Origin of the sequence: Streptomyces sp. NPDC006691, from assembly GCF_042869955.1 — a bacterium.
In the GTDB taxonomy this organism is placed as follows: Bacteria; Actinomycetota; Actinomycetes; order Streptomycetales; family Streptomycetaceae; genus Streptomyces.
On sequence record NZ_JBIAGW010000004.1, the window covers coordinates 219,697 to 237,383 of the forward strand.

Here is a 17,687-nt window from a genome sequence, read left to right on the forward strand (position 1 = left end):
GGGATCGCGTAGGACTGTTGGGCCTGTTCGCTACGGTGTCCCCACCGAGGCGGTGCGCCGGGTGACCGCTGCCGGTCGCTCGACCCGGGGTGAACTCGATGGCACTCGCCGGCTCCCGAGCGGTCGGCGACGACCCGTCTGACAGAGGTGATCGTATGACCACGCACATCGACTCCGGGCTGCTCTCTCCGGTGCGGGCCGGAACTCCGGTGGAGGCGGCCGTGGAGGACGGTGCCTGGCTCCAGGCGATGCTCGACGCGGAGGCGGCCCTCGCCCGGGCCCAGGCCCGCATCGGCACGCTTCCGGGGCCGGCCGCCGAGGCGATCACCCGTGCCGCCAGGGCCGAGTGCTTCGACGTCCGGGAGATCGCCCTGGGCTCGCGGGAGACGGCCAACCCCGTGGTCGGCCTGGTCGCGGCGCTCACCCGGGCGGTCGCGGCGGACGATCCGGCCGCGGCCGAGTACGTGCACCGCGGCTCCACCAGCCAGGACATCTTCGACACCGGGGCGATGCTGGTGGCCCAGCGGGCGCTGCGCGTCATCCGGGGCGACCTGGTCCGGACGGCCGCCGCGCTCGCCGAGTCCGCCGTCCGGTACCGCGACACCGTGATGGCCGGGCGCACCCTCGCGCTCCAGGCCGTGCCCACCACCTTCGGCCTGAAGGCCGCGGGCTGGCGCCAGCTGGTCCTCGACGCGGAGCGCAGGGTCGGCCACGTCCTCGACGGCGGTCTGCCCGTCTCGCTGGGCGGCGCGGCCGGCACCCTCGCCGGATACCTTGAGTACGCCCGGCTCGACGGTGAGGAGTCCCTCGACCCCGGAGAGCACCTGGACCGGCTTGTCGAAGCCTTCGCGGCGGAGACGGGCCTGGCCCGGCCCGTACTGCCCTGGCACACCCTGCGCACCCCGATGGCCGATCTGGCAGCCGCGCTGGCGTTCACGGCGGGAGCACTGGGCAAGATCGCGGTCGACGTGCAGTCGCTGACCAGGACCGAGGTCGCCGAAGTGGCCGAGCCGTTCGTGGCCGGGCGTGGCGGCTCCTCGGCGATGCCGCACAAGCGCAACCCGGTGCTCGCCACCCTGATCCGCTCGGCCGCGCTCCAAGTGCCCGCGCTGGCTTCGGCGTTGACGCAGTGCATGCTGTCGGAGGACGAGCGCTCGGGCGGGGCCTGGCACGCGGAGTGGCAGCTGCTCCGCGAGTGCCTCAGGCTCACCGGCGGCGCCGCGCACACGGCGGTCGAGCTGACCGAAGGGCTTGAGGTGCGGCCGGAGCGGATGCTGACCAACCTCGGCCTGACGGGCAGTCAGATCGTCTCGGAGCGCATCGTGGCCGTACTCGCCCCCAAGCTCGGCAAGGTGGTCGCCAAGCGACTCCTCGGCGACGCCTCAGCACTGGCGGGGCGGACCGGAAGGCCGCTGGCCGACGTCCTCGCCGAGACCCCCGAGCTGACCGGCCTGATCGCGGAGAAGGAGCTCGTCGCCCTCTGTGACCCGACGGCGTACACCGGCATGGCGGGCGCGCTCGTCGACCGGGCGGTCGACGCCTGACCCGCGATGGTCCCGGGCGAGAGGGGGCTCCCGACAGAAGGTGGGGTCGGGAGTGTGTGGGGGGCACATATCGGGGTAGCTGGCCAAACCTGGGTATGTGTGGAACGGGGATGGCGGTGTGGATCAGATGGTGGGCAACGACGCGGTCCGGCGCGTGACGGCCGACCGGCCGATATGGTCGGCGGCTACATTCGGTGGTGATGAGCCCATCGCGGAGGCCCGTGATGTGGCACGTCGTTTCCTGGCCGAGGTGCAGGCGGTCCATGGGATCCCGGTGTCCTCCCGTGTCATGGGCACCGTCCAGCTGGTGGTGAGCGAGCTGGTCACGAACGCCTACAAGTACGCGCCGGGTCCCTGTCTGCTCGACCTCCAGGTGAGCGACGGGACCGTCGAGGTCAGCGTCTGGGACAGCGAGTCCACGCTTCCGATGGCCCGCCCGGCGGACCCGGGCCGGGTCGGCCAGCACGGTCTGGAGATCGTGATGGGCGTGTGCCGCAGTTTCGAGGTCAGCCGCGAGCCGGTGGGCAAGCGCGTCACGACCCGGATCGCCCTGTCCGACGACCCCGGAGGCCACCCGGCCGGCGCCGATCGCCTCATCTGAGACCTGGCCGGAAAGCAGGCGCCCGTACCGGCTCCGCCGGGCGCGAACGGGATGTGCAACTCCTGCGGGGGAGCGGTCAGGAGGACCGTGACTCCGCGCGTCATGTGTGCCGTACGCTGCAAGGGTCAGCTCTGACGCGAATATATGAATACCGAAGGAGCGCCTGAATGGTGAAGCGAGACAGCGCTGTGGACCTGGTGGGAATCCTGTCGGTGGAGAACGGGGACCTGGCCTCGTCGTGGATTCGCGAGGTGTCGGGGACGCTGGGCAGTCGCGTGGGCAAGGCCGAGCTCGACCGTGAGCTGCGGGAGCTGTACGAGGCGCTCGTGGAGGCATTGCGACAGGGTGCGACCGACGTTCACTCCGAGCAGATGTCGGAAGTTCGCGCACTGCTGACGGAACTCTCCCGCAATAGAGCGCGTCAGGGTTTTTCTCCGAGCGAGACGGCCATCAGCGTCTTCGCGCTCAAGCGCGTGCTCGAACCGCTCCTGGAGAACGGCAGCGCCGAAGTCGTGCGTGCTTACCTTCAGCTCGGACGCGTTCTGGACGGCCTGGGCCTGTTCACCATCGAGACCTACACGCAGACGCGTGACGAGCTGATCTCCGCGCAGGCGGAGCAGCTCCTGGAACTGTCCACCCCGGTGGTCCGGCTGTGGGACGGCGTCATCGCCGTGCCGCTGGTCGGCACGCTGGACTCGGCGCGTACCCAGGTGGTCATGGAGAAGCTCCTCCAGGCCCTGGTGGACACCGGCTCCGAGCAGGCGATCATCGACATCACGGGCGTGCCCGCCGTGGACACCCAGGTCGCCCAGCACCTGCTCAAGACCATCGTCGCCGCCCGTCTGATGGGCGCCGAGTGCACGGTGTCCGGCATCAGCCCGCAGATCGCGCAGACCATCGTCGCCCTGGGCATCGAGTTCGACGGCATCGTGACGAAGGCCAGCCTGGCGGACGCCCTGAAGCTGGCCCTGCGCCGGTCCGGAGTGGACATGATCGCCCACCAGGGCGGCCAACGATGAGTGAGCGCATCCCGATCCTCCGGATCGGGGACACGTTGATCGTGTCCGTGCAGTTCGACCTGGAGGACCAGACGGTTCTGAACCTCCAGGAGGACCTGGCCGACCAGATCGTCGCGCGGTCGGCCACGGGCGTCATCATCGACATCGGCGCGCTGGAGATCGTCGACTCCTTCGTGGGCCGGATGCTGGCCACGATGGCCTCCATCTCGCGGGTGCTCGACGCCCGGACCGTGGTCGTGGGCATGCGCCCGGCCGTGGCCATCACCCTGGTCGAACTCGGCCTCTCACTCGGTGGGGTCAGCACGGCCCTCGACCTGGAGAAGGGGCTGGCCAAGCTGAACCGGACCGCCAGTTCGGGCTTGCAGTGACAGCGCCTTGGGCGGCGGGGGAGGAGCCGCGGGTCTACCCGATCGAGCGCAGTGGCGATCTCGTACACATCCGCCAGGCCATCCGGACGCTGTCCCAGGAGTGCCGTCTGTCCCTCGTCGACCAGACGAAGATGATCACCGCGGCGAGCGAGCTCGCGCGCAACACCCTCACCTACGGCGGCGGGGGCACGGTCAAGGCCGGCACCGTCAGCAAGGGCGGCAAGCGTGGCGTCGCCGCCATATTCGAGGACTCCGGTCCCGGCATCCCCGATATCGAGCAGGCCATGACGGACGGCTGGACATCGGGCGGCGGCCTCGGACTCGGGCTGTCCGGCGCCCGCCGGCTCGTCGACGACTTCGACCTGAACACCGCGCCCGGCGAGGGCACGGTCGTGACCATCATCAAGTGGGTGCGATGACGACGACGTTCCTGGCGGCCGAGGACGTGGCCTGGTTCCGGGACGGCGAATCCCTCGCGGCCGCCGCACGCGGCGCGGCCGCCGCGCTGGCCCGGCGTATCGGGCTGAACACCCACCGCGCCGCGGAAGTCGCGCTCGCCGTCACCGAGGCGGCCACCAACGTGCACCGGCACGCCGTGGACGGCGCGCTGCTGCTGCGGGTCGTGCGCGAGGCCGGCGAGGCCGGGGTCGAGTTCCTCACCGTCGACTCGGGTCCCGGCATGAAGGACGTGCCCGCCGCCCTCGCCGACGGGGCGTCCAGCGCGGGCACCCTGGGCATCGGCCTGGGCGCGGTCTCCCGGCTCGCCGACCACTTCGACCTGCACTCCGTGCCGGGGCGCGGCACGGTCATGGCCGCACAGTTCTGGCCGCGCTCACTGGACGGCAGGGCGATCATCGCCTCGCCCGGCTCCTCCCACAGCGCGGGCGTCACCCGGCCCATCAGCGGGGAGAGCGTATGCGGGGACGCCTGGGCGGTGCGCGGCATCGACGACGGCGCCGGGCAACGGCCCGTGCTGCTGGTCATGCTCTGTGACGGCCTGGGCCACGGGCCGCTCGCCGCACGGGCGAGCGCGGCCGCGGTCAGGGCGTTCGAGACCACTTCGGAATCCAGCCCGGAAGGCGTCCTCGGTGCCGTGCACCGGGCTCTCCAGGGCACTCGCGGCGGTGCCGTCGCCGTGGCCCGGATCGAACCGGACGCGGGCCGGCTGCTGTACTGCGGCATCGGCAATGTCAGCGGCTTCCTCGTCGGGGAGGACGGGCGCAGGGCCCTGATCTCGGCTCCCGGAATCGTCGGCGCGCACATGCGCCGCCTGCGTACCTTCGAGGAGCCGCTGCCCGCACGCGGCGCCCTGGTCATGCACTCCGACGGTCTGACCGAGCGCTGGGACCCCACGGCGATTCCCGGTCTTCTGCACCACTCCCCGCTCGTCATGGCGGGCCAACTGCTGCGCGAAGCGGCGGTACGGCGCGACGATGCCGGCGTGGTAGTCGTCAAGGGGGCCTGGTGACCGGCGAAAAGCAGGGCGGACATGGCAGCCGACGCGTTTGAACAGGGCCGTCGCACCGGAGTGCTCCACGGCGGCGGTATGCCCGCGGCGCCGCTGGCGTCCTTCGCCCTGGCCTCGGCCCAGGACGTCTTCGGCCTGCGCCGCAGCGCTCAACAGGCCGCGGCGGCACTGGGGTTGGACGGCCAGGATCAGGTCCGGCTCGCCACCGCGCTGAGCGAACTCGGACGGGACCGCCTCGCCTGCACCGACCTCGGAGTCTCCTTCGCTCTGGACCAGTCGGCCCAACAGGGCTTCCTCGTCGTCACGTTCACCTGGATCACCGGGCCGCCGCCCGGCCAGGACACACTGGCCCTGGCCGGAAAGCTCGTACGCGTCGACCACGACGCCGAGGCCGCGCCCCGCCGCATCGTCATCACGCAGCCGCTCCCCGCGGACGGCGCGAGCGGCGGCGAGCAGCGCAGCCGCCTGACCCGGGTGCTGCGGACCGGCGCCCGCCCCACCGAGGCCGACGACCTGCGTGCCCAGACCCGCGACCTGATCGCCACCCTGGAGGAGACCCGGGCCCAGCGCGAGGAACTGCACCGGCTCAACGAAGAGCTGGAGGAGACCAACCGAGGAGTCCTCGCCCTGTACTCCGAGCTGACCCAGGAGCTCGAAGACACCAACAGCGGGGTACTGGCGCTGCACTCGGAACTGGAGGACAAGCGCCACCAGTTGCAGGAGGCCAGCGAGGCCAAGACGCGGTTCTGGACGAACATCAGCCACGAGCTGCGCACCCCGGTCAACTCGGTCGTGGCCCTCTCGACGCTGTTGCTGGCCCCCAGTTCACCGCCGCTCACCGACGAGCAGCACGAGCAGGTCGAACTCATCGCGTCCAGCGGCCACACCCTGCTGTCGCTCGTCAGCGACCTGCTGGACGTCGCGAAGGCCGAGGCGGGACATCTGGAGATCCACCCGGAACCCGTGGACCTGCGGCTGCTCGTCGCTCATCTCAGCAGCCTGATCCTGAGCAGTCACGGCCACGACGAGGTCGCGCTCGTCCTGCCCGACCTCGAACGGCTGCCGGCCCTGGTGACGGACGAGACGCTCCTGGTCCGGATCCTGCGCAACCTCCTGACCAACGCCCTGAAGTTCACCGAGCGCGGCGAAGTGCGCCTCGACATCACCGAGGACCCCGAACCGTCCGTACCCTCACTGCTGTTCACGATCACGGACACGGGAGTAGGCATTCCGGCCGATGAACTCGACCGGGTCTTCGAGGCGTTCTACCAAGTCAGGGGACCGCACCAGAGCGGCCGTCCCGGCACCGGGCTCGGCCTGCCCTACGCCCGCACCCTCGCCGAACTGCTCGGCGGCTCCCTCAGGCTCACCAGCACGGTCGGCGTCGGCACCGAAGTGCGCCTGCGACTGCCGGACCTCAGCCGCACGAACCCCCCGCACCCGGAAGCCAAAGGGGCAGGCCAATGACCGACAGGGCCCCGGACCTTCGACCCGCCACCGTTCTGGTCGTCGACGACAACGAGACCAACCGCTACATCCTCAGCCGCTGGTTGCAGCGCGCCGGCCACACCGTGCTCACGGCCGCCACGGGTGAGCAGGGGCTCGCCCTGCTCGACGCCGCGTCCGCCGAGCTCCCCGACATCGCGATCGTCGACGTCCGGCTCCCCGACATGAGCGGCTTCGAGGTCAGCGAGCGCGTCAAGACCGATCCCCTGACGGCCCATGTGCCGGTGATCCAGATATCCGCGGCCGCCATCAGCCCCGACGATCACGCCGAGGGTCTGCGCCGGGGGGCCGACGCCTATCTCGACCAGCCCATCGACCCCGGTGAGCTCCTCGCCACCGTGACCGCGACCCTGCGCTACGCCCGCGCCCGCCAGCGTGCCGAGCTGCTCGCGCAACGCCTCATCGCGCTCAACAGGGCCACGCTGGACGTCTACAGCGCCGTCGGCTTCCACTCGCTGGCCTCGGCGGCCACCGGCGGCGCGGCCACCGTCCTGTCGTGCGCCGCGAGTGCGGTCTTCCTGTCGCCCCAGACGCAGGCCGTCCACAGCATGATCGCCGGCCCCCGGAGCCCACTGCGTGTCCGGCCCGCCCACCCGGACCTGCTCGACCAGCTGTCGGCCCACGGACTGAACCAGGGCACCGGCGTCACCATCGTGCGGATTCCGCAAGGACAGTGGCGTGCCCTGCTGCCGGGCGACCACCTCGACGGCGACGTCGCCCTCGCGATGTCCCGCACCAAACGCGGACGGCCGCCCATCTGTCTCGCCGTACCCGCCGAAGCCCTGCGCAGCGCCGACGACGAGCAGCTCTTCCAGCAACTGGCCAACGCCAGCGCCCTGGCCCTCGAAGCCCTGCGCACCTACAACGAGGAACACGCCCTGGGCCTTGCCCTCCAGCGCTCGTTCCTGCCCAAGGAACTGCCGACCGTTCCGGGCATCGACCTCGCCTTCCGCTACCTCCCCGCCTCCGAACACGCCGAAATCGGGGGCGACTTCTACGAAGCGGTCCAGACCGTCAACGGTCTGCTGCTCGCCATCGGCGACGTGGTCGGGCACTCGGTGACCGCAGCGACCGTCATGGGCGAGGTACGCCATGCCCTGCGCGCCTACGCCATCGAGGGCCACTCCCCGCACCACATCCTGGAGCGTCTGGAGATACTGCTCGGCCATTCCCAGCCCGGGATCACCGTGACCCTCTGCCTGGTCCTGGTCACCCCCGACGAGCGTCGCCTGCACATCGCCAACGCGGGCCACATTCCCCCGCTGGTGATCGACCCCCGCACGGGCCCGCGCTACCACACCCCGCACGGCCCGCTCCTCGGCCTCGGCCTCACCCATCCGTCACCCACCGAGGTGCCGGTCACGCCCGGGACGCGCCTGCTGATGGTGACCGACGGCCTGGTGGAGGTACGCAACACCGACCTCGATGTCACCCTCGCCGAGTTCCGCGACGCGGTGGCGAACGGGCCCGAGGGCCTGGAGGAGATGTGCGATGTGCTGCTCGCGCGCTTCGGCCAGAACAAGGACGACGACATCGCCCTGATCACAGCACTGTTCACCTGAGGCCCTCGGCTCCGAGCCACGCCCACCCGCCCGGTCCGTCCGGCACGCCCCACCTGCGCGGTCCGTACGGCACTCCCACCTGCCCGGTCCGTACGGGCGCGTCCGGCCGATCCGAGCACGCGAGTCGTCGCGCAGCCGTGCGCGTCGCCGCCGGGGCGCCCCCCGGCCGCCCTATGATCGGCGGCCGTGGCACACACTTTCGAAGAGCTTGTCGCGATGCAGCGTACGGCCGATGCGGCGCACGCCCAGACGGAGCAGCTGCGGGAACAGTACGGGCCCCCGGGCACCCGGCCCTGGTCCGGACAGCAGTCCCAGACCTACGAGACGGCGTGGCGGGCATGGCGGGATCTCGCCCGGGACGTGCACGCGGCGATCACCGCGTACGCGAGGGACCAGGGGGCGGCCTGGCAGGAGATGGAAGCGCGAGTCCGGAAGGCGGCCGAAAAGGCGGGGTAGCGGCCGTACCCGCACGAGCGCCCGGCCTCGCTCACGGGGCGGCCACCGCCTCCCGGGGCGCATCCCGCGGACCGTCTCCGGCGCTGAGGCGTGGCCGCGCTTCGGGGGCGCGCGCAAGGGACTCGCATGCCCCTCAGGAAGGTCCGGCGCCCCCCTGTAAGGGGTGTTTATGGGGTGGTTTCCAGCATGTTGGGGTGTGTAGGTGGTGGACTTGCCGGGCCGGGCGTGATGCGCCCGCGTCGTCGAAGTGAGCCGATTGAAGGGAACGTTCTGTATGCGTGTTCGCATGAGTCTGGCCGCCGTCGTGGCGGGCGTCTGCCTTGCGCTGTCCGGTGCGGCGAGTCCGTCCCAGGCGATCCAGAGCAGTACGGCGGCCTCCGCCCAGGCGCCCGGCGCCGCTGCTCTGCGGCGTGCGGCCGAGCAGTGCGGGGCGGGGGAGGTGTGTTTCTGGCACGACCGTAACTTCTCGGGCACGCCGTGGAGGTGGATGCCGTCCAACGGCTACCGGGACATGCCGCCGAACCTCCATGACCACGTGTACTCGTTCTACGCCAACGTCCGCGCGTGTTTCATCGACTACAAGCCGCGCGAATTCCGTGCGGTCAACATCGGTGACTACGCCAAGGCGTACGACACCAACTTCGGCCGCAGGATCGACGCGGTGGGCATCCGCAGCTCCTGCTGACCCGCCTCGCGCCGAAGGACGGGCCGGTGGCCGGAACTCTCCCCCCGGCCCGTCACCGGCCGCCCGTTACGCCGCCGCGCAGGAGATGGCGCCCGAGCCCAATGGGGCTTTCAGGCAAGCGAGTTGAGGGATCAGGGTGGTACCGAAAGCCCGGAGGCCGGCCCTTCGCGGCATGGCGTCGTCGGGCCTCGCAGTTCCGCTGTCACGGCTCCCACTGCGGCCACGGCGCCGAGACACAGGAGGCCGCCACTCACGAGTGCCGCCGTTCCCGAGGCGGCACCCGCCACGAGGCCGCCGCGGACATTGCCGATGTCGGGCCCGGCCTGACCGACGACCTGTTCCGCCGCACTGACCCGGCCGAGGAGTTCGGGGGGTGTGTGCAGCTGCACGACGGTGCTCCGGGAGACGACGGAGACGGTGTCGGCGGCCCCGGCCACGGCGAGGAAGGCCAGACCGCCCCACCGGTTGGACGACACGCCGAACAGCGCCAGAGCCGTGCCCCAGGCGGCGGAACCGCCGAGCATCACCAGACCGGGGCGGCGTGACCGGGTGAAGGTTCCGGAGAAGAGGGACGCCGTGACCCCGCCCACGGCGATGGCCGTGAGGAACAGTCCGAGCGTGCGGGGGTTGCCGCCGAACCGTTCGGCGTTGATCAAAGGGAACAGGCTGATGGGCATCGACAGCACGGTGGCGGCCAGGTCGGTGAGGAGGGCCCCACGAATGACGGGGGTGCGGCCCAGGAAGGCGAGGCCGTCCATCACGCCGCGCAGTCCGGGCCGCGAGGGCTCGTCACCGGGGTGCATCTTCGGCAGCCCGAACGCGCCGTAGAAGGCGGCGAGGAACGTCAAGGCGTCGATCAGGTAGCAGGCGCCGACTCCCTGGGCGCCCACGATCAATCCACCCAGAGCGGGACCGAGCAGCATGGCTCCCTGGAAGGCGATGCGCCCCAACGCCAGCCCCGCGGAGAGCTGTTGCTGGGGGAGCAGGTGCGGAACGAAGGTGCGCGAGGCCGGTCCGCCACCGGCGACGAAGCACGACTGGAGCGCCACGAGCCCCAGGACGCCGATGGCCGGGACATGTCCCAGGAGGCCCTGCAAGGCCAGGAGAAGGGAACACACCGCTTGCCCGCTGGTGGTGAGCAGGTAGAACTTCCTTCGGTCCACGCGGTCGACGACGGATCCGGCGAAGAGGCCGAGTGCGATGAGCGGGACCGCCTGCGCCAGCCCGACCGCGCCCGCCCACGCGGGGCTCTTCGTCATCTGCCAGATCTGGAACATGACGGCGACGAGCGTCATCTGGCTGCCGAAACCGGACAGCGCCTGGCCGAGCCACAACCGCCTGAAGGGCGGTGAGGTACGTAAGGGAGTCACGTCGATGAGCGTGCGTCTCAGCCCCATGCGGGATCCCTGGCCAGCTTCTCGGCGATCCGGTCGTGGAAGCTCTTGCGCTCCAGGGCCTGCTCGATGTCGCCGACGACCCGGGAGAGCGGGTACGGGATCTCGGCCTCCAGGTCGGCGATGGCCGCCTCGGTGGCCCGCCACTCCGCTGCCAGCCGGTCGACCACCCGGCGGGCCTTGTCGGTGAGCGTCACCCGCCTGGTGCGGGCGTCGTCGCCCACGACGGTCTCGACCCAGCCCGCCGTGCGCATCGCCGCGACCTTCTGGCTCAGCGCCGAATGCGTGCGCTGAACCGACTCGGCCAGTTCCGCGATGGTCATGGGCCCGTCGGCGTGAAGCCGGAGCAACTCCATCACGAAGCTGGACTTGGGCCCCTCGGTCAGCCGCTCCGAATAGATCCGGGCGATGTCGGCGTCCATGGACGCCTGTAGCAGCCGCAGTGGCCGCCAGAGGCTCTGCCGCGTCGGGTCGGGTGGGTCGGGAGTGTCGAGCGGCTCGTCGAGTGGGTCTTGGTCGACTGGGTCGGTGGGGGCCATGGCGGGCATCGTAACAGTGCTTATATAAGTACTGTTGGTTTCGTCCGTGGCCGTCTGTGTGGCTGGCGCGGCCGTACGTTCAGGGCGCCGTGCCCACGCGCCGGCCGCCGCCCGGGGATCCGGCGCTCGACGCGGTGCGGCACAGCTTCACCGTCCACCGAGCTCAGGCGGATCTGACGCCGACCGCGTTCCGGCTGCCGGCTCCGCTCAAGGCCGCGACCCCCGTGCCCGACCCATGGTCGTGGGCGCTCCACCCGTCGCGCCGGTTGCGGTGGACGGTGAAGCGGTCGAAGAGCACGGGCGTGGGGAACGGGTTGGCCGTGGTGGCCTCCTGGGAGTGGTAGTAGCTGACGGTGATGCTGGTACGGCCGCCGGGGAGCCGGCCGGGGTCGACGTCGAAGACGGCCATGCCGTAGGGGTGGGCGGTGTCGGGGTCGCGGACTGCCGACCAGGTGGCCTTCTCCTTGGCGTCCGGGTCGGCCTTGAACGGCAGCCGCTTGGTGCGCACGAAGGCGTCCGGGACACCGCTGCCGTCCGAGTCGCCGAGGTACGTGTCGTCGTGCGAGGCCGTTCCGCCGCCGCCGAGGATCAGGTGCACGGTGCCCTTGGAGGTGTCGATCTCCTTGAGTCCGTCGTCGACGACACTGGGCCGCAGCAGGCTGCCGGGGTCGGTGCCGCGCACCGGGTGAGTCCGCTCGTAGTCGTGGTCGTGGCCGCACAGGACCAGGTCGACCGCGTACCGGTCGAACAACGGAAGCAGCTGTTCACGGATGCCGATGTCGCCGCCGTGGCTCGCCGCCGAGGACGACATCGCGAACTGGTGCATCGACACGACGATCCAGTCCACCTCCCGGCCCGCCCGAGCACGCGCCAACGTCCGCTCCAGCCAGCGCAGTTGGGCGCCCTCGCTGTATCCGCTGATGTAGACGGACCGGCCGGTGGCAGGATCGACACTGGCGTCGTCCTCGATGGCGATGTCGTTGCCGTCGACCGAGAGGAACAGCACCGAACCGACCTGGAAGCTGTACCAGTTGCCGCAGTGGTCCCGGGTGTGGTTGTCCGGCAGGTCGAACCTCGCGTGATACGAGGCGTAGCCCAACTCTCCACCCCCCGCCTCGACTTCGTGGTTGCCGGGCGCCGGCATCCAGGGCCGGTTGCGTGCCGAGACCGACATGTTGTTCATGAACGCGTCCCAGCACTGCGGCTGCCGGTCCTGGTTGTTGTTGGCGTACGCCAGGTCGCCGTTGAGGAGGTGGAACAGGGGGTTGAACTGCTCGACCTGGCGCACCGCGGCCGCTCCGTGGAGCGCGGACTTGCTCCAGGAGGCCGACCCGGTGCCGAGGTCGCCGAAGCTGGTGAACCGGAACGCCGCGCGCTCACGGCCGGGAGCGGTACGGAACGAACCGCGGACCGGGGTGGCACCGTCGTGCACGATCTCGTAGACGTACGAGGTGTCGGGGCGCAGGCCGTGCAGCCTCGTGTGGTGCGTGTACGTCTCGACCTTGTTCAGGCCGTCGACGTAGGTCCGCGTCTCCGCCGGGCAGGTGTGGCCGAATCCGCCGTGCGCGGTGCCGAGGCGGAGCCGAGGCCGGCGCACCGAGGCAGCGCTCGCCCAGGAGACCGTCATCTCGCGCGAAGGCTCGTTGCCGTATTGCAGATGAACCTGCTCGGGTCCCGCGGTGCCGGCGACGGCGGGCCGGCTCCACAGGAGTGCGGAGGCGGGCACCGCGGCGAGGGCGCCGGCTGCCGCCGTGCTCCTGAGCACGGTCCTGCGCGAGGGGTGTGTCACGTGCGGCCTCCTGAAGTCCCGGAAAACGTCCGGAGACTGACAGCGAGGGCCGACGTAGCGGCCAGTGGAGGTGGGCCGTACGGCGAACAGCAGGTGAACGGGTCTGTAGGACGGGGCAATTGACGACGGACCGGGACCCCGGCCTCCCGGCGGCCCCGGACAGGTGGTGGCGGCCAAGGTCCGCCAGGCCGCCCGAGGCCGACCTGCGCGGCGGGTTCAGCGGCGAACCCGGGCTGTCCGTCGTACGGGGACGCTCAGCTCGCGGTGTACACCGCGGTCGCCGTCCTGCCCATGTCCTGGTGGGCCGGTCCGGCTTGCGGCCCGGCTTGCGGTCCGGCTTCGCGCCGGGGAAGAGGTGCGCGGCCCCGTGCGGGGTGGGCGTGTTCGGCGCGGGCGGTTTCGAGCAGGCGGCGCCAGGAGGCGACCTCGGGCCGCCGCCGCAGCAGGGCTCGCCGCTCCCGCTCCGTCATGCCGCCCCAGACCCCGAATTCGATCCGCTGGTCCAGGGCGTGTGCCAGGCACTCCGTCCGGACCGGGCACTTCGTGCAGAGGGCGGTGGCGTCATGTTGCCGCGTTCCCTCGGCGAACAGCGCGTCCGCGTCACCTTGCCCACACGCAGCCCGCTCACTCCAAGCCAGCACGACCACCACGCCCTTCCACTTCTCCGCCGCCCGAGCGACAGCGCCCCGCGCTCCCGGCCCGCAGTGCGGAGGAGTGTTCGGCGACGGTCGTCGGCATATACACCGTTTCGGCCGGACACCTACCCCCGATCGGTGATCTCGCACGGTCAAGTGCGCGGCCGAATATTTCCCCGATTCGACGATTCGACGATTCGACGGTTCGAGGACCCGGCGATTCGAGGTCTCCACATGGGTGTGGGCTCCCCGCCTCTTGATCGGGCGGGGAGCCCACATGTGCCGTGTGTTGGGTTGGTGTGTCGGGTGGCTGGTGCTTACCAGCGGTACCAGCGGCCGCTTCCTCCCTTGGGGCGGGCGACGAAGCCGACCAGCCAGACGACGAGCACGATGATCGCGATCCACCACAGGGCCTTCAGGGCGAAGCCCGCGCCGAAGAGGATCAGAGCCAGCAGAAGAACGAGAAGCAGGGGAACCATAGTTATCAACCTCCGAGCCACCGAATGCCCCGCTCCGGCAGCTCCACACCGCCATGACACGACTGTTTGCGGAATCCGGAGCAGGGCACCCGAGCCCGGCATTCTCGTGGCACGACGGCGTGCGTCCCGCGTCCCCCGCGAAGGGCGTTCCACGCGACGGTGCGCGCGGCGCGTCGGCGCGCGCGGCGGTCAGGGAAACGGATGCGGATGTGGGTTGACCTCCTCGGGGAGGAGGGGACGTGGGCTGTGGCCCAGGACGTGAGGGGCCGTCAGCACCCGGTCCAGGCCGGTGATCCGGCGCAGCCGGTGCCCGAAGGTCATCGGGAGCAGGCCCGGGACGATGGTCTTGACGCAGGAGAGCCCGGAGGCGGTGTGGACCGGGGTGGTCTGGTCCACGACGATCGCTTCGAGGCCGGTCGCGGCGAAACGGCCCGCCAACTCGTCCAGATCCGCGCGCAGATCCGAGTGACGGGGCCACGCGTACTCGGCGATGAGCTCTCGCAGATCCCGCCGCTCCCGCGGCGGCCGGCCGCCGGGAGCGAGCAGGAAGTCGAGTCGGCGGGCGCCGATCGGATCGCAGTAGAGCAGCGCGTGGTCCTCCATCAGACGGACCTGTTCGGGGTCCTCGCGCATCCGGACGGCGTCGTCCGTCCGCTGCGGGTAGATCAACCGGTACGCCTCGATGGCGGTGACCAGTTCGTGCAGGGCGCCGAAGACACCGCGTTCGGGGTCGAGCCCCGAGCCGCCCGCGCACAGCACACCGGGCCGGGGAACGGGAGGCTCGGCACCGGAGGCGGAGTGCGGCCCTTCGTCCACGGCGGCGGCCCAGAAACACGGGATGCCCTCGGCACCGGTCACGTCGAAGACCTCGACGCGATAGCCGGTGCCCTCCCGGATGCGATCGGCGAGCAGGCCGATCCGCCGGTCGCGCGCGGTGCGCAGGTCGATCGCGGGCGCGGGCAGCCGCGCGTACCAGGTGAGCAGGAACGCGTCGCGCTCCGCGAGTTCGAGGAGGCCGTACAGTGCCGCCTCCTCGATACAGCCGCCGAGGGCACAGCCGTTGGAGATCTCGGAGACGAACGGGCGGGCGGTCCCCGGCTGGTGTCGGCCGAGCCGGTAGTACGCCAGGCTTTCGGGCACCAGGACCGGCTGTTCGCGTGTCAGGGAGTAACCCCACACCCAGGGCATGACGAGGCCGGGGTGGTACGGCTGGAAGGGGAAACCGGAATCCTGGTAGCGGTGCGGCTCGTGGCTGCCGGTGGTGGCCGGGTCCAGTACGCCGCCGGGGTGGTGGCGGGCGGCGAGTTCGTCGTAACTGCCGTGGACCACCGTGCGTCGCCCGCCCGGGCGCCCTCCGCCGAGCCGTTCCAGGGCTTCGGCGATCGCGGTGACCCTGGCGCTGCGGAAGTCCAGCGCGCGGCCGTAGCCGCCGTCGACGGACTCGGGCGGCCCGACCTTGGCCTCGGCGAAGGGCAGGGTGTGCAGTCCGCGGGCGCGCAACCCCTTGAGCACGCCGGTCTCGTCGTCCGCGTAGAGGGACTCCAGCTCCGCACGCTCGGCTCGCAGATCCCGGACTCGCACGACCGTGGGGTCCGGCTTGGGCCGGGGCACGCGCGGGATCGTCGCCCGGGACGGTGAGTCGTCGGGCCGGCTGCCGCAGTCGGGGCAGTGCGGGTCGGGCAGGAAACGGTGCCGGGTGATCGCCAGATCGGTCAGGCGGACCATGGTGACCTCGTGCTCGGCAGCGTCCCCGGTGGTCAGCCGGGTCAGGGCGAGGTTGGCCGCGAGGTCGGCGGCGAGCGGGGTGAGCAGCGGGGAGACGGTGTCGGTGAGGCGGCTGCCGTAGGTGGTGTGCAGGGCGGCCTCCTCGGCCGCGTCGGCCCGGGCGCCGGCTCGGCGGGCTGCGAGACAGCGATGGCAGCCCGGCTCGCCGGGGCTGACCAGCGGACCGATGACCATCCGGTCCAGCTCGGCGACCACCAGCAGGAACCGATGTCCATCAACCAGAGCCTGTCGCACGTACTCTGACGCTGCGTCAGGCGTATCGGCCGCGACCAGACCGACCCCGGTGGGGAGCCACGATGGAGCGGCGCGGCGGCGGACGAGACTTTCGCCGAGCAAGCCGCCGTCGTGGTACACGCGGACGGTGGCCGGCAGAAGGTCATCAGTCATCGAAGCGCACCGCTCTCATCAGGTAGGGCAGTATCCCGGTGGCGGCAGGGTCGTGATCGAGCGGGACGAGGAGGTGGCCGCTCGCGTGCCCGCGCCGGTCGCCGAGCGCCGCTGCCACCGCCTCGTCGAAGGTATCGCCCGAACCGAGACCCCTCTGCGACGCGTGCGCACCCCGTGCACGTACCGAGGCTGCGGGAACCAGGTGAGCGGTGCCGCGCGCGGGCGACCAGGCCCAGAGGGAGGGCCCGCCGGGTGCGGGGACGAACCGACGTGGGTCGAGCGCGAGCAGTGCGTAGAGCGCGAGGCCGCGTCGCGCGGTACGCAGGCGGGCTGCGGTGAAGTCCGTTCCGGTGGCGTGGACTTGATGCTCTGCGCGGCCCGTGTACGGATCGCGGACCAGGGCCCTTGAGGCGTGCCGGGGGAACTGTGGCAGCGCGGCCTCGTCCAGTTCCGCGAGGAGGCCGGAGCGCTGGTCGATGCAGTGTGCCGCCCGGCGGGAGAACTCCTCGGCGTCGACGGCCGGCCCCTCGCGGAGAGCGGCGACCTTGGCCAGGAACTCCGCCTCGGATTCCGGCGCCGCCGACAGTGCGGCGGGGTGGGGGCGGTAGGAGTGACGTGTGGTGGTGAGGGTCGAAGCGTCCAGCCGGATGAGCGGATCAGGCTGCCCCGGCGTAGAAGTGGGCGCAGGAGTGGGCGCAGGAGTGGGCGCGCTCAGGAAGCTCTGCTGAAAACCGTGTACGAGCAGCGTGGCCGCCAACTCACCTACGGATGCCGCATGTTGAGGCCGGGTCGGCACGGCTCCCGTGCCCTGTACGCGCAGCCATGCGCCGAGCCAGCCGCCGGTGGTCCGGTGCGGGCCGGGGGCGAATGCGGGGCCCAGCCACCAGGACTCGGCATCGCTCACGGCGGCGGCGAACCACAGTCCGCGGGCACGGCAGTCGTCGTCGAGCCGAGCGACGGACTCGACCTCGTCACCTCCGGCGAGCACGAGCACCGCGTCGTGGCCGCCGGCCGTCACCGCCGTGCGGGCCGCGGTAGCGTCGGCCACCGCCGTCACGGCCGCCAGGCCGGTCAGGCGCAGTGCGTCCGCCAGGGCGGTCGTGGCTGCCGCGGTGCCCACGGCCAGCGCTCTGAGCTGGGGGTAGGCGGCTGCGCGCAGGTCGGGGGACGGGGCCGCCCGGTCCGTCAACAAGCCGTGGCTGTCGATGAGTTGGAGAACCCGTAGCACCGTGTCGCGTCGGGCTGCGTCGAGCCCGTCGACCAGCCGCCCCACGGTTCGGGTGCCGTCAAGGAACGGTGTGAGCCGGTCGAGCCAGCCGGCGATGCCGGGGGCTGCGATCAGGGTGGTGCCTTGGCTGGAGCGTACGTGGAGGGTGCCGTTGCCGCTGGGAGTGAGGAAGACGTCGGGGCGCAGGAGCGGGGCGGAGTCGGAGGTGATCACGGTGTCCTCGGCCGGGGAGGGGGCGCTGC

General features: G+C 71.4%; 17 protein-coding genes. 10 read left to right on the plus strand and 7 right to left on the minus strand.

Annotated elements, in window-relative coordinates; translation table 11 throughout:
- The first annotated feature begins 155 nt into the window (after window positions 1–155).
- The 10 genes from ACFYNP_RS11070 to ACFYNP_RS11115 all read left to right on the plus strand — a co-directional run bounded on the left by ACFYNP_RS11070 (window position 156) and on the right by ACFYNP_RS11115 (window position 9,209).
- On the plus strand, window positions 156–1,544 hold the full coding sequence (locus tag ACFYNP_RS11070; RefSeq protein WP_388784679.1) for an adenylosuccinate lyase family protein: 1,389 nt from the start codon (window positions 156–158) through the stop codon (window positions 1,542–1,544).
- Window positions 1,545–1,671: 127 nt separating this feature from the next.
- Window positions 1,672–2,145 carry an ATP-binding protein gene (locus ACFYNP_RS11075; RefSeq protein WP_388410887.1) on the plus strand — a complete coding sequence of 158 codons (474 nt, stop codon included), beginning with the start codon at window positions 1,672–1,674 and terminating at the stop codon, window positions 2,143–2,145.
- A 167-nt stretch (window positions 2,146–2,312) separates the two neighbouring features.
- On the plus strand, window positions 2,313–3,164 hold the full coding sequence (locus tag ACFYNP_RS11080) for an STAS domain-containing protein (RefSeq protein WP_388784681.1): 852 nt from the start codon (window positions 2,313–2,315) through the stop codon (window positions 3,162–3,164).
- Complete coding sequence (locus ACFYNP_RS11085) at window positions 3,161–3,532, plus strand: STAS domain-containing protein (protein WP_100576132.1); 372 nt, start codon at window positions 3,161–3,163, stop codon at window positions 3,530–3,532. Before ACFYNP_RS11080 ends, ACFYNP_RS11085 begins: the two co-directional genes overlap by 4 nt.
- Complete coding sequence (locus ACFYNP_RS11090) at window positions 3,529–3,951, plus strand: anti-sigma regulatory factor (RefSeq protein ID WP_388410491.1); 423 nt, start codon at window positions 3,529–3,531, stop codon at window positions 3,949–3,951. Before ACFYNP_RS11085 ends, ACFYNP_RS11090 begins: the two co-directional genes overlap by 4 nt.
- Window positions 3,939–5,000, plus strand: coding sequence for an ATP-binding SpoIIE family protein phosphatase (locus ACFYNP_RS11095; RefSeq protein ID WP_388784684.1), 1,062 nt, complete (start codon window positions 3,939–3,941; stop codon window positions 4,998–5,000). Before ACFYNP_RS11090 ends, ACFYNP_RS11095 begins: the two co-directional genes overlap by 13 nt.
- A 78-nt stretch (window positions 5,001–5,078) precedes the next feature.
- The gene (locus ACFYNP_RS11100; protein ID WP_388410884.1) at window positions 5,079–6,467 is read left to right on the plus strand and encodes a sensor histidine kinase; all 1,389 of its coding nucleotides are present in this window, start codon (window positions 5,079–5,081) and stop codon (window positions 6,465–6,467) included.
- Window positions 6,464–8,068, plus strand: coding sequence for a SpoIIE family protein phosphatase (locus ACFYNP_RS11105; protein WP_388784687.1), 1,605 nt, complete (start codon window positions 6,464–6,466; stop codon window positions 8,066–8,068). The genes ACFYNP_RS11100 and ACFYNP_RS11105 overlap by 4 nt, the downstream gene beginning before the upstream one ends.
- A 186-nt stretch (window positions 8,069–8,254) precedes the next feature.
- Window positions 8,255–8,524: a hypothetical protein gene (locus ACFYNP_RS11110; RefSeq protein ID WP_388410483.1), complete on the plus strand. Its 270-nt coding sequence runs from the start codon at window positions 8,255–8,257 to the stop codon at window positions 8,522–8,524.
- A gap of 286 nt (window positions 8,525–8,810) precedes the next feature.
- Window positions 8,811–9,209, plus strand: coding sequence for a peptidase inhibitor family I36 protein (locus ACFYNP_RS11115; RefSeq protein ID WP_388410480.1), 399 nt, complete (start codon window positions 8,811–8,813; stop codon window positions 9,207–9,209).
- A gap of 131 nt (window positions 9,210–9,340) precedes the next feature.
- Here the strand turns inward: ACFYNP_RS11115 and ACFYNP_RS11120 are convergent, their stop codons facing one another.
- The 7 genes from ACFYNP_RS11120 to ACFYNP_RS11150 form a co-directional block, all read right to left on the minus strand.
- A complete protein-coding gene (locus tag ACFYNP_RS11120) occupies window positions 9,341–10,606 on the minus strand; it encodes an MFS transporter (RefSeq protein WP_388784689.1) in 1,266 nt (421 codons plus the stop codon).
- Entirely contained in the window at window positions 10,597–11,142 is a 546-nt protein-coding gene (locus tag ACFYNP_RS11125; protein ID WP_388784692.1) for a MarR family winged helix-turn-helix transcriptional regulator, read from the minus strand. Before ACFYNP_RS11125 ends, ACFYNP_RS11120 begins: the two co-directional genes overlap by 10 nt.
- Before the next feature lie 163 nt (window positions 11,143–11,305).
- The gene (locus tag ACFYNP_RS11130) at window positions 11,306–12,931 is read right to left on the minus strand and encodes a purple acid phosphatase family protein (RefSeq protein ID WP_388784695.1); all 1,626 of its coding nucleotides are present in this window, start codon (window positions 12,929–12,931) and stop codon (window positions 11,306–11,308) included.
- A gap of 254 nt (window positions 12,932–13,185) precedes the next feature.
- Complete coding sequence (locus tag ACFYNP_RS11135; RefSeq protein WP_388784699.1) at window positions 13,186–13,572, minus strand: WhiB family transcriptional regulator; 387 nt, start codon at window positions 13,570–13,572, stop codon at window positions 13,186–13,188.
- Window positions 13,573–13,883: 311 nt separating this feature from the next.
- On the minus strand, window positions 13,884–14,045 hold the full coding sequence (locus ACFYNP_RS11140; RefSeq protein ID WP_100575597.1) for a hydrophobic protein: 162 nt from the start codon (window positions 14,043–14,045) through the stop codon (window positions 13,884–13,886).
- A 189-nt stretch (window positions 14,046–14,234) separates the two neighbouring features.
- Complete coding sequence (locus ACFYNP_RS11145; protein WP_388784702.1) at window positions 14,235–16,064, minus strand: TOMM precursor leader peptide-binding protein; 1,830 nt, start codon at window positions 16,062–16,064, stop codon at window positions 14,235–14,237.
- A gap of 145 nt (window positions 16,065–16,209) precedes the next feature.
- Window positions 16,210–17,658 (minus strand): hypothetical protein, encoded by a 1,449-nt coding sequence (locus ACFYNP_RS11150; RefSeq protein ID WP_388784705.1) that lies wholly within the window; start codon window positions 17,656–17,658, stop codon window positions 16,210–16,212.
- Between the last annotated feature and the right edge of the window lie 29 nt (window positions 17,659–17,687).